Origin of the sequence: Aneurinibacillus sp. Ricciae_BoGa-3 (assembly GCF_028421645.1) — a bacterium.
GTDB lineage: Bacteria > Bacillota > Bacilli > Aneurinibacillales > Aneurinibacillaceae > Aneurinibacillus_B.
Map to the genome: position 1 here is coordinate 4,943,091 of NZ_CP116887.1, position 12,817 is coordinate 4,955,907.

The 12,817-nt window shown below is 47.4% G+C and carries 11 protein-coding genes; all 11 read right to left on the minus strand.

Annotation, left to right across the window (positions count from 1 at the left end; genetic code table 11):
* Positions 1 to 43 precede the first annotated feature (43 nt).
* The 11 genes from PP175_RS25010 to dnaB all read right to left on the minus strand — a co-directional run bounded on the left by PP175_RS25010 (position 44) and on the right by dnaB (position 12,810).
* Positions 44 to 1,240 carry a ParM/StbA family protein gene (locus PP175_RS25010; RefSeq protein WP_272440886.1) on the minus strand — a complete coding sequence of 399 codons (1,197 nt, stop codon included), beginning with the start codon at positions 1,238 to 1,240 and terminating at the stop codon, positions 44 to 46.
* A gap of 270 nt (positions 1,241 to 1,510) precedes the next feature.
* Positions 1,511 to 1,990: a 23S rRNA (pseudouridine(1915)-N(3))-methyltransferase RlmH gene (rlmH, locus tag PP175_RS25015; protein WP_272440887.1), complete on the minus strand. Its 480-nt coding sequence runs from the start codon at positions 1,988 to 1,990 to the stop codon at positions 1,511 to 1,513.
* Between the two features lie 248 nt (positions 1,991 to 2,238).
* Entirely contained in the window at positions 2,239 to 2,451 is a 213-nt protein-coding gene (locus PP175_RS25020) for a CxxH/CxxC protein (RefSeq protein WP_272440888.1), read from the minus strand.
* A 497-nt stretch (positions 2,452 to 2,948) separates the two neighbouring features.
* Complete coding sequence (locus PP175_RS25025; protein WP_272440889.1) at positions 2,949 to 4,187, minus strand: S1C family serine protease; 1,239 nt, start codon at positions 4,185 to 4,187, stop codon at positions 2,949 to 2,951.
* Positions 4,188 to 4,300: 113 nt separating this feature from the next.
* A complete protein-coding gene (locus PP175_RS25030) occupies positions 4,301 to 5,098 on the minus strand; it encodes an MBL fold metallo-hydrolase (RefSeq protein ID WP_272440890.1) in 798 nt (265 codons plus the stop codon).
* Positions 5,099 to 5,114: 16 nt separating this feature from the next.
* Positions 5,115 to 5,927 carry a two-component system regulatory protein YycI gene (gene yycI, locus PP175_RS25035; RefSeq protein ID WP_272440891.1) on the minus strand — a complete coding sequence of 271 codons (813 nt, stop codon included), beginning with the start codon at positions 5,925 to 5,927 and terminating at the stop codon, positions 5,115 to 5,117.
* The gene (locus PP175_RS25040) at positions 5,914 to 7,284 is read right to left on the minus strand and encodes a YycH family regulatory protein (protein ID WP_272440892.1); all 1,371 of its coding nucleotides are present in this window, start codon (positions 7,282 to 7,284) and stop codon (positions 5,914 to 5,916) included. The genes yycI and PP175_RS25040 overlap by 14 nt, the downstream gene beginning before the upstream one ends.
* Complete coding sequence (locus PP175_RS25045) at positions 7,277 to 9,100, minus strand: ATP-binding protein (protein WP_272440893.1); 1,824 nt, start codon at positions 9,098 to 9,100, stop codon at positions 7,277 to 7,279. Before PP175_RS25045 ends, PP175_RS25040 begins: the two co-directional genes overlap by 8 nt.
* Before the next feature lie 3 nt (positions 9,101 to 9,103).
* The gene (yycF, locus tag PP175_RS25050; RefSeq protein ID WP_442870406.1) at positions 9,104 to 9,823 is read right to left on the minus strand and encodes a response regulator YycF; all 720 of its coding nucleotides are present in this window, start codon (positions 9,821 to 9,823) and stop codon (positions 9,104 to 9,106) included.
* A 150-nt stretch (positions 9,824 to 9,973) separates the two neighbouring features.
* Positions 9,974 to 11,263: an adenylosuccinate synthase gene (locus PP175_RS25055; RefSeq protein ID WP_272440895.1), complete on the minus strand. Its 1,290-nt coding sequence runs from the start codon at positions 11,261 to 11,263 to the stop codon at positions 9,974 to 9,976.
* Positions 11,264 to 11,469: 206 nt separating this feature from the next.
* A complete protein-coding gene (dnaB, locus tag PP175_RS25060; protein WP_272440896.1) occupies positions 11,470 to 12,810 on the minus strand; it encodes a replicative DNA helicase in 1,341 nt (446 codons plus the stop codon).
* Positions 12,811 to 12,817 lie beyond the last annotated feature (7 nt).

A 12,817-nucleotide genomic window follows, 5' to 3' on the forward strand; every position in this document is an offset into this window, starting at 1 on the left:
CGTCTTACCTTATGCAATAAACGATGGTGAACAAAAGATAGGATTAAACTGCTTGCTTTGCCCTTTCTTTTAATGCCTCATAAATTTTTCCCCTGACAAAGGAATCGAGTCCCTGGGCATTCATCGTAACAGCATATTGTGGAGGAATATAGAGAAGTTTAATTTCACGCTCATTACATAATTCTTTAAGCATCGGGAAAAGAATAGAACGCATTAAAATACTTCCTCCGCCATATACACAAATCACATCGATTTCATTTCTAGCTTTAGTAAGCTGCTTTCTAATATTGTTTAAAATTTGTTTAGCTTGCCCCTCTAGCGGCCTCTTAAGTGTTTTGATCGCTTTAGCGTGATACTTATGTTTTGGGTTTTTGATAACATCACTAAAAAATTGTCTAGGACTATCCGATAAATGAATCAATCTATTGAACTCATCTAATGCCTCTTCAATTGCATAGCCTGCCCCATGATTGCTGCCATGAACGAATTGACGCAGGAGTTTATTCCCTTCTGTAATCGGATATTCAGTAGACCCATCTCCAATATCAGTATGCAGGATCCTTTTATTTTTAAAATAACTACCATTGAAATTTGCTGGTTGATTATATGTTTCTATAAACTCTTCAAAAATATCTCCGTCTCTCCAGTTGCCTTCTTCATCTTTCTGAAGCGCAAAGGTTACAGGGGTAGCCTCAGGGACAACTTTTGTAAAATCGAATACAATTTTAACTGTGACGCGCATTTTTCCTAGATGAACGGTAACATTATGAGGTGCTACTGTGAATCTTCTTTCAAATACGGAAGATGATTCATCCGTATGCTGCGTAATAGGAAGTGCTGTGGCCATATCCACTGTCACTTCAATATTCTCAAGAATCCCCTTTTGTTCCTCAAAAGACTTTTGAACGGCTACGGCTGCGATTTGCGCTAAAGTATTAATAACTGGTAAATCCACATCGTACTTAAAATCAATACCTACTTGCATGGTATCCAATAATTCGCCGCTTTCTAATGCAAACTTTCCAATGTAATACATTCCAGGCCGTGCGGACGGGGAATCAATTGTGACAATGAGTTGATCTTGAAGATTTTTAATAATACTTTCCGGTGCCTGGTCTTCACTCCAGGGAAGTGCATCTACCGTACAATTTACATTAGGCTGTTGTATAAGCCTCCCATCAATGAAAATATCATGCTCACTATTACCATTATCGTTCCCTACTAAAAAGTGAAATTGCATGAAGTAATTCCTCCTTTTTGGTTTTATGTAATCGACAGTAACCGATATCATCGCCCAGACACTACTAGAAGTAATACCGAGTGATACATAGCAATATAGGATGTTATTTTCTAACACTTTGGAAACTCATTGCATACATATGAATTCGATTAAAGGCTTTCATTGTCCTGCTAATTTCGGTGTACGGACTCCATTTGGTATATAGGATAGAAGTGCAAGTAAAAAAATTATGGCTAATATCCTAAGCCTGTTATGTTTTATAAAAAGCCCTCACTTATGATACGGTTCCCCCCGGTTAATTCGGTACCCCCGGTACACCTGCTCCACGAGGATCAGCCGCATAAGCTGGTGAGGAAACGTCATCTTCGAAAACGACAAATACTCATTGGCCCGCTGCATCACAGCGTCTGAGAGCCCGAGCGAGCCACCGATGATAAAGGCAATGGAACTCTGCCCATAGGTGGCCCACTGGTCCAGCTTTTTGGCGAGCTTCTCCGAGGACCACATCTCTCCTTCGATGGCAAGCGCAATCACATGCGTGTCAGGTTTGATGGCAGCCAGAATGCGCTCGCCTTCTTTTTCTTTAACCCTGAGCATATCGGCTTCGCTGAGGTTTTCCGGCGCTTTCTCGTCGGCGACCTCCATGATTTCGATTTTGGCATAAGCGGACAGCCGCTTCGTGTATTCATCTATCCCCATCTTTAAATATTTTTCCTTTAATTTGCCGACCGCAACAATCCTAATGTGCATAACTATACAAACTCCTTGCTATTTTTCCACTATTTCGTATACTTATCCCCGGATTTCTGCATGTTATCCACATTTTGTGGATAACTTTATGTGAATAGCAGTACCCCGTTATACAGCAAAAAACCTTGATCGGACAAGGTTTTCTTGATCTTATTCACGATATATACATGTGGATAACCTGTTTTGTGTGTTTTTATCAACAACTTATCCACATTTTTGCCTGTGAATAACGTACAAACACCTGATAGTTAAACCACAATATACTTCGGTTTGTTTGTGCAGTAGGCGCAGTGCTCAGGAGCCTTCCATGCCGTAAAGGTGACATTTTTGAGCATATAAACATCGGGAGCCGCTTCGAATTCATCAATAAAATCCTCAAGCGCTACTTCCATATGCTCTTCACAGCACACCTCTACATTTTCTCCCCCGTTTTCAAGATACTCTTTCTTCTTTGGATCCATCTCATAATCCCTCCAGTCAAAATCTCCGCTGTCCTAGTTTATCCTGTTTTTCATTTTTCCCTGACCCATCATACTGAGAAAAACATCGCGGGCCACGCCGCTCTCTCCTTTCCCCTCATAGAATTTTTTACGGCCGCTTTGTGGAACGACGGGCGGACCGGCAAAACATTTGGGTATCTCAATGATGGAGACAGGTTGCCGGTCGTTTTCGCCCTCTGTTCCACACGCTCCACAAGGGGGAAAGGAAGGTGCGGACATGCGCCTCACGATGTTTTCCTTGGCTGTTTTGGGACCGGAGGTCCCATTTAAAAATCACTCAAGGCACTTCAATACGTTCAAGCAAAATATAATTTCCGATACGAGAACTAAAGCCTGCACATCTCCCTTAGAATTCTTAAGGTGACCTGCAGGCTTTCCAGTTGGACTACCCAATACACTGTGTCCTATGGTTAGGTAATACTAATTAGGACACGTTTTTGGGATGAAATCTTTTACGTCTATTGTTTAGGCGGTTCCTGTTTCACCAGTGTTACGGTCGCTGTTTTTTGCGTGCTGCCGCGATAGAACGTCACGGTTACTTTATCGCCGACCCGTTTTGTAAAGATATACTTGCGTAGCTGTGCGGAATTCTCAACCGACTGGTTATCCAGCTTCACGATAACATCGTACTGCTTAATACCGGCTTTCTCAGCAGGGCCATAAGGCACTGTAGCGCGTACGACCACTCCGCTCTGGACATTGTTCGGGATATGGAGTGTGCTTTTCCATTCATCCGGCGAAATCTGCTGCAGATCTACCGGATCAATTCCAATGTACGGCCGCTGCACGGAATGATACTGAATCAGATCATCAATCACCCGGCTGGCGTCGTCGATCGGAATCGCAAATCCAAGGCCTTCCACACCGGTCTGCGCGATTTTCAGGCTGTTAATGCCGATAACCTGGCCGGCCGCGTTAATGAGCGCACCACCGCTGTTCCCCGGGTTAATCGCCGCATCCGTCTGAATAACGTTTTCTTCATAATCTGTCTGTCCGTCCCCATTCAGGTCAACCGGCATCGTCCGCTCCGTGGAGCTGATAATACCTTCTGTAACGGTACGGGAGAACTTCAAGCCGAGCGGATTCCCAATCGCTATAGCAGGCTCACCCACCTGAAGTTTGTTGGAGTCACCAAATTCCGCGACTTGTTGTACATTCGTCCCATCAATCTCAAGAACAGCCAGGTCGGTGAGCGGATCGGCTCCAACCACTTTCGCTTTCAACCGTTGCTGCCCGGTTTGAAGCGACACTTCTACCTGGCTAGCATTCTCAATTACGTGATTGTTCGTTACGATATACGCTTTTCCGTTGGCCTTACGGAAAATTATTCCGGATCCGGTTCCTTGTTCAACCGGGCCACTGCTCTTGCCCCAGAAATCCTGCGACTGCTGAAGGTTGATAACCCCCACTACCGCATTTTCCGTTTTCTTCACGGCGTTTACGATGGATGAATTAACATCCACGTTATAGTGGGCAACCGGGCCGTTTCCTCCCTGTTGTTGAGGAGCCGTCTGCGGCGCCGGAGATGCCGTTTGTGTGTTTGGCATAGGCAGGTAACCGGATTTTATCATGGTTGGTGCGAGCATCAGCACAACAAGCCCGCCGATAATCGCTCCAATTATACCGGTTATAAAGCCGGAAGGGCCGCCGCGTTTATTTCTTCTATTGGAGTCAAAATCGTCTTCATAGTAGCCCATTACTTTATCTCCTTTCTCTATAACATGTTTTAATCGAAGTAGTATTTCATCTTAAATGAGTATGACTGAGGTTTCTTAAGTATTAATTAGAAAGGCATAAAGCAAAAAATTGGTTAATTACGCTTAATTTCCTTCATCGGAGTCGGCCGCACCGGAGAAGTATCGGCCAGAATGACACTCTCTCCCACATTAAATCCGTTCTCCTGCAGAATATTATTTACCGTAAGCCTGGCAAGCTCTGTCATGTTATTCTCTCTGCTGAGGTGCGCAAGGTACACCGTTTCCCCATTGCCACCGAGAATATCACTCAATGCTTCCCCTGCGGTTTCATTGGACAGGTGGCCTACATCGCTTAGAATACGCCGTTTCAGGTGCCACGGATAGCCGCCAATTCGCAGCATTTCAACATCGTGGTTCGATTCAAAAACGTAGGCGTCCGAATCTTTTACTGTTTCTTTAATGCGCTGGCTTACATACCCAAGGTCGGTTGTTAGGCTCACCTTCATTTCTTCCTCATAGAAACAGAACCCCATCGGCTCTGCCGCATCGTGTGAAGTGCCATAGGATTCAACCGATAAATCAGCGAACTGGACAACTTCTCCGACCTCCATAATCATCCGCTGCTCGTCTGTTATCTTCCCTAGTTGGCCATCCAGCTCGTCCCATGTTTTACTGTTCGCATAAACGGGCAGCTGGTAGCGGCGCGCGAGCACGCCCACACCTTTTATATGATCTTTATGTTCATGTGTAATCAGGATGGCATCCAGATCAGCTGCATCCTCTCCAACCTCTGCAAGAAGCCCCTCTACTTGTTTACCACTTAATCCGGCATCCACTAACACTTTACTGTTTTTCGACTCAATAAAAAATGAATTGCCAGTACTTCCACTGGCAAGCACACTAAATCTCATGAAGTTTGAACGCTCCTTACCCTGTTATATCACTATTATTAGAGAAGTTGCTGTTTTTTTCAAGGGGCGGCGCCTGTTCAATTGCTCCGGTGATCCCGTTTACATAGTGGGTGTCATGGGTGTGGACAACGCGCCAAACCGGGGCCAGCACTTGAATATCAGCGTCATAAATGTGCCCGTAATAACCAAGTGAGATACCTGAAATTCCCTCGCCGTAGCGAATATATCCATTATCAATTAATGTCCGGACAGCGGTCACCGCGGATATCATTTTACGGCCTACACCCTGATTAATAACCTGAACATGAATTTGGCGATACGCCACGGCACGACCATGAGCAACCACAATATCCAGCGGCGCACTAAAAAGTGGGAATGTATGGCTTACTTGATAGAATCGTTTCATATCGGCGGTACTTGTTTCTTTATCATACCGGTAATCCTGCGAGAAAGCGATGGAATTGCCTAGATCCTTCATTATACCGCCTGAACTCGAAGGCGAAAGCAGTGGAAACGGCTGCTGGAATAGCGCGATAATCTCATTTCCTTTCTGCTGTTCCAATCGCTGGCCAATAAGCTGCTCCGTATAATCCGCAATCGGTGTGAACCGGACATTAATGTAGTGCATATCCGGCGTTTCTTTCGGAATTTCAACATTCATCACAATGTGGCGTGTTTTAAGCAGGTCATCCAGGCTGGACGGAATAAGCTCGCCCTGTGGAGCCGTTTCCTGAATGCGGTTTTTTACGCTTATAATTTGATAGGTAAGGAAGATATCAAGCAGCAAAAATGAAAGGATTAAAATGATCTTCGCTCTACCCCAGTCCATTTCCGCTGCCTCCTTCTTCAGTCTTTATCGCATCGATTAACAGCGGGCTGTTTGCTCCCCTGTGGATGACCCAAACCGGCTGTACAACCATATAATCATTTACAATATTTTCTTTATACCCGAGTTCGATGCCTGTAATATCTTTTTGATGTACGTTCCTGTGGACAAGCTCATTCAGCAGCTCGGTACCCGATTTAATGTGGACCGGGACGCGTTCAAAATATGTATCCAGCTGGAGCATTGGACGCTGAAATCCGAACACAGCAGAACCATCGGTTTCCACGGCCATTATGCTTTGGCCCTCATCCCCGCTAAACAAAGGATACCCTTGAATCTGCTGCCTGAACTGATAAACAATGGAGTCATGTTTGTGCTGTTGATCATCATAATGTTCCAGGCTGTAATCCCCTGTCCAGCCGCCGTGCTGGTTGACAAAATCAATTGCCGTCTCCAGTGACTGCGATCCTGCCACTGCCTGTCCTCCACTGGACTGCTGCATAGCGTCACGGTACAGCAAATACCGCTGGCTCCGCGGCAATGACACCAGCCGGCTCCCATCTGTATAGATCATCGTTCCATCCCGTTCTGTGACTTCCCGCGTTAGGCTGGGGTCCACGAAAAGGGTAGCAATCACCTGACGGATAGTAAGAGGCTGGAAAAACTGGCGATAACGCCACGCCGTTCCCTCAGACTTAGGCAGGTAAATCGGCCTCATATAAGGGTGGCCCTCCCCATGAGGGGCAGTTGCCTGGGCATGAAATACCATTTGCTCGGGCAGATGTTCTGCGATGGGTTTCTTAAACATTGCTTCAAAATCATGAGACGATAATGAAGTGCGTGCCTGCACAACGGTTTTATCCGCGTCTGATATATACAAAATGTAGCTTGCATTTTGCTCCCGGCTCTCATAAAACCACACCCTGCTAATCTCAGGTATGTGGGCATCAAGCTGGCTCCGGGAATTGAAAAAGCGATTAAACACATCAAGCGGCAATGCTGCCCGGTAAATCATTTCGATTCCTCTGCGCTTGTTTAACAACCTGTCCCAGTCTTCCTCGCCAGGCTTTAACACAGTGAAATTGTAATAGTCCCATTTACTGATGTTGTCGATGATGGCTTTATAAGAAACCGTATCGACTGCGGCTTTCAGATGCCGCCCATCCCCGGTGTGAAAAACAACAGCGGAAGGTTTTATTAAATCGGCCATTGCGACAGTATGGCCAACAAGCTGCGGCGCAATGTAGCGTGAAGGCCCAAGATTATCGAGCCTTGGCTGAATGTTCCATAGATAGCCGGACAGAGCAAAACTCGCGGCAATCAATGCAATGAGGAGGAAGGTTTTCACCCGTTCAATCATCTTCCTCAACCTCCTCGCAAATCGGGAGTGTAAAGCTTACCTTTGTGCCTTTTTTCCATTCGCTTTCAATATCAACCTTGCCCCCGTGTGCGTCTACGATTTGGCGGACAATGGAAAGCCCTAGCCCGGTGCCTCCCATGCTGCGGCTGCGGGCTTTATCTACCCGGTAGAAACGTTCGAATATGCGTTCCAGATCCCGTGTTGGAATGCCAATTCCCTGATCCTCTACTTCAATCCGCACCCAGTCGCCCTCTCTGTGCGCTCGCAGCGTAATACTTGTGCCTTCGTTTGAATACTTGAGGGCATTAGACATCAAGTTGTCCAACACCTGGATAACGCCATCGCGATCCGCCCAGATGAGCGGCAGCTCATCGTCCGGCGGAACATCAATAAGCGCCCGGATATTCTGTTGCCGGGTTCTAACCGCAAAACGCTCGACGAGATCCAGCAGCAGCAGTCTCACGTTAATCGCACGCTGATCAATCATATGCTGGCCCGCATCAAACCGGGAAAGCTGCAGCAGATCATTGACAAGCCTCGTCATGCGGTCCGTCTCCGTTGTGACCACACGCAGAAAACGGCGGGAAAGTTCCGGGTTATCGACCACGCCTTCCTCTAAGGCCTCGAGATAGCTTTTAAGTGTGGTCAGAGGTGTACGCAACTCATGGGAGACATTGGCGACAAATTCCTTGCGCTCCCTCTCCAGCGCTTCCTGTTCGGTTACATCCTGCAGCACGGCAATAAAACCGTTCTCCTCTGCTTCCTGCTTTCGCGTAAGCGAAGTAAAGGTAAGGCGAACAAGGCGGTCTTCTCCATCAATTTGCATATCCATCACAAGGGTTCCTGTCCCCTCAAAAAGAGAGTCCGCCTCATCCACCTGCTTAGGAATCCGCAGAAGTTCATACAGGTCTTTTCCTATGACCTGCTGGTATGGCATATTGATCATCCGCTGCGCCGGAACGTTGATCAGAATAATCCGGTTATCTTTATCTGTCGCGATGACACCATCGCTCATGTTGGCCAGGATGGACGACAGCTTTTCCTTCTCCGCCTCAGTCTCGGCCAGTGCTTTCTTAAGCCTGCTTGCGAGGTCATTGAAAGTAGTGCCCAGTTGTCCGATTTCATCCCCGGAATAGATATGAACCCGCCGGTTAAAGTCCCCATTCGCCATCGCGATGGCCTGGCGGGTGATTTCTTTAACCGGTGTGGTGATAGTGCGGGCCAGTATCACACCAAGCCCGGCCGTCAACAGAAGAGCGATGCCCGTCCCGGTTGCCAGAATCCTATTAATCTGCTGCATCGTATGGTACATCTCTTCCATGGAAGCCACCATGTACAGTACGCCAAGCAGACGGTTGCCCTTCTTGATTGGTAGCGCCAGTACCTTTACCCGCTGGCCTGTATCCGGGTTGTATTGAATTGATTCGCTTCGGGTGCCCATGAGGGCCATGTTTACCGCCTGCGCGGTATTTTTCTGTCCAATCGACACTTTATTCTCTTCCGTTGTTGTGACCACAATGCCATTCTGGTCAATCAGCTGAACATCCGCACCCCGGAGGGCAAATAAGTTATGAATCAGGTTGTCCATATCCTGTTTGGATACCGTCTGCCTGGTTTGCCCGTCCATGTACCGCTCCAAATTAACCGCCAGCAGATTCGCCTGGGTATTGAGTGTATCGTTAAAATTATTCAAATAATACGATTCAGCCGAACGTATAAAATAGGCGCCAATCACCTGCATCGCAATTAAAATAAGCAGCAAATAAAGCACGACTACTTTCCACTGTACGGTTTGGAAGAAACGAACCCGCGCCATGGTTTATTCCTCCAGCGGATTGCGCAGCGTATACCCAACTCCCCGCCGCGTCAGTATATATTGGGGAGAACCGGGGTTATCTTCAATTTTCTCTCGGAGGCGGCGAATGGTCACGTCTACAGTGCGGGCATCGCCGAAATAATCAAATCCCCACACGGCTTGCAGGAGGTGATCGCGGGTAAGAACCTGGCCGCAATTTTTCGCAAGATAATGAAGCAGCGCAAATTCACGGTGGGTCGTTTCGATCGGCTGGCCACTTTTTCGCACGGTATAAGACTTTGTATCAATCGTCATATCTGCAATTTTCATCATGAAATCCGTATCTTCCGCGGCAGCAGATGTTTCAGTCTTCACATGCCGGCGCAGGTTCGCCTTGACCCTTGCGAGAAGTTCACGGCTACTGAATGGCTTGGTCACATAGTCATCCGCCCCGAGCTCAAGCCCCACCACTTTATCCAGTTCACTGTCTTTGGCCGTAAGCATAATAATCGGCATATTCGCTGTTCTCCGGATCGTCCGGCACACTTCCATCCCGTCTTTTCCAGGGAGCATAATATCGAGCAAAATTAAATCAGGGTGCTCCGCTTCCGCCAGAATAAGGGCATCTTCACCATCATAAGCACAGATTACGTCATACCCTTCCTTCTGCAGCGTAAACTCCAATATATCCGCAATTGGCCGTTCATCATCGACCACAAGTATTTTCTGTTTCAACGGTCTCACTCACCTCACCCTATCAACTTCCACCCTCTATTATAAATCCCTGCCGGTTATTGTTCATCAGCCTTAAGTAAGGAAAACATCGCGGACTTCGCTTCGTACAAAACAAAGCCCGGCTTTTGGTTAAGCCGGGCTTAATTGCTCTATATATTTTTATAACGCATATACGCTTTTTACAACGTTGGTTTGTTCACGCTCAGGCCCTACCGAGAACATGGAAAGCGGAATTCCTGTCAGCTGCGTTACACGCTCAACGTAATGGCGGGCATTCACCGGCAGCTCATCAAGTGAACGAACACCTGTGATATCCTCTGTCCAGCCCGGCAGTTCTTCATAAATCGGTTGACATTCCGCCAGTACATTAAGATTAGCCGGATAGTGCTCCATGATTTCACCTTTATAGCGGTATGCCGAGCAGATTTTCACTGTTTTAAGTCCTGTCAGAACATCAAGTGAATTCAAAGATAGAGCGGTAATTCCGCTTACGCGGCGGGCATGGCGTACAACCACACTGTCAAACCAGCCGACGCGGCGCGGACGCCCTGTTACCGTACCGTATTCTCTGCCTGTTTCCCGGATATGATGGCCAATCTCATCATGAAGTTCTGTTGGGAATGGCCCGTCACCTACGCGGGTTGTATAAGATTTGGCTACCCCTACAACGTGGCGGATTTTTGTCGGGCCAACACCTGAACCAATGCAGACGCCGCCTGCAACCGGATTAGAAGACGTTACAAACGGGTACGTACCCTGGTCAATATCGAGCATAACGCCCTGTGCCCCTTCAAACAGCACGCGCTTTCCTGCGTCTATAGCGTCATTTAGCACAACAGAAGTATCCGTCACATACTGGCGAAGGCGATTCGCATAGCCTAGATACTCATCGAGGATATCCTCGACTTTAAAGCCTTCCGTCTCATAATATTTTTCAAAAAGGCGGTTTTTCTCTTCCAGATTGCGGCGGAGCTTCTTCTCAAATTCGTCTTTATCCATTAAATCAGCCATACGTATCCCGATACGGGCTGATTTATCCATATAAGCCGGCCCGATTCCTTTGAGGGTCGTACCGATTTTGTTTTCGCCTTTCTTGCTTTCTTCCATGCTGTCAAGCTTCATATGGTAAGGCATGATCACATGGCAGCGGTCACTAATGCGAAGATTATCCGCTGTGATGCCGTAGCTATGTAAGTATTCAAGTTCATCCACAAGTGCTTTTGGATTGACAACCATTCCGTTGCCGATCACGCAAATTTTATCACTATAGAAAATCCCGGAAGGAATTGTGTTTAATTTATAACGTACGCCATTTAATACAATCGTATGGCCTGCATTGTTACCACCCTGATAACGGGCTACCACTTCAGCCTTCTCAGCAAGAAAATCGGTAACTTTACCTTTTCCTTCATCTCCCCATTGGGAACCTACAACAACTACCGTTGACATCGGCTGAGCACCTCCTACGTTTTTAACATACTAAGTTTAGCAACGACTATGCCCTGTGTCAACTAAATCACGAACAATCTACAGGTTTTCTAATAATTCGTTCGACAATATTGTAGAATGCACAGGTTCAATTTGTTCAAGCTAAGTAAAAGAAAAAAATCCCCTCTCTATAAGATGGGGATTAACTCGCATAATCTATGCATGCATCAGCCTTCATTTTGCTGGGTAAGGCTGACAAACTTGTTGTATTCTTTTAAAAACGCGAGCTCGACAGTGCCGGTTGGCCCGCTTCGCTGCTTGCCTATAATCACTTCAATGATATTCTTTTTCTCCGTCTCTTTATCATAGTAATCATCCCGGTAAAGGAACGCCACGATGTCTGCATCCTGCTCAATACTTCCGCTCTCACGAATATCGGACAACATGGGCCGCTTGTCCTGCCTCTGCTCAACGGCACGGCTTAACTGTGATAGGGCAATAACCGGGCATTCCAGCTCCCGGGCAATCAGCTTAAGCGTACGGGATATTTCAGAAATCTCCTGCTGCCGGTTATCTCCGCCGCGTCTGCCCGTAATCAGTTGGAGATAGTCGATTAGAATCAGCCCAAGCCCAGCTTCTGCTTTCAATTTCCGGCATTTGGCCCGGATATCGCTTACCGTGATGCCTGGTGTGTCATCGATATAGATGGGTGCCGCTGAGAGCGTCCCGATCGCCATCGTCAGCTTATGCCAGTCCTCATCGGCAAAATAACCGGTCCGCATGCGTTGGGCATCTATATTGCCTTCCGCGCAAATCATACGCTGAACCAGCTGAGTGGCACCCATCTCCAGGCTGAATATGGCCACAGGCGCCCCCGCCCTGGCTGCTACATTCTGGGCGACATTCAAGGCAAACGCCGTCTTCCCTACACTGGGGCGGGCTGCCAGAATGATAAGCTCAGACGGCTTAAGGCCCGATGTCATTTTATCGAGATCCGGGTAGCCCGTAGGAACACCGGATACTTCGCCTTTATTGGCTGCTAGTGCTTCAATCTGCTCATACGTTTCCATTAAAACATCTTTAATATGTGTAAAGGATGAAGCGTGGCGACGTTGGGCGATCTCCATGATGCTTTTCTCTGCATCATTTAGGAGGCCTGGCACATCCTCTGCCGAGGTGTAGCCATCTGCCGCTATCTTTGTTGCAGCCCGGATAAGGCGCCGCAGCAGGGCTTTCTCCTCCACAATGCGCGCATAATATTCCACATTGGCCGCGGTAGGCACCGATGTCGCGAGATCCGTCAGGTAGGTGACGCCGCCGATATCATCAAGTTCTTTTCTATTTTCAAGCTCTGCCGTTACCGTTACCAGATCAACCGGTTCTGAACGTTCAGCCAGGCTTAAGATGGCATGGTAAATTCGCTGGTGCGCCGTTCGATAGAAGTCTTCCGGCAGGAGAATGTCCTGCACATTAATCAGTGCTTCGTGTTCCAAAAAAATAGCCCCAATAACGGCCTGCTCGGCCTCTATGTTCTGGGGCGGAATACGATCCTGAAAAAGATCGCTCATGGTCTAT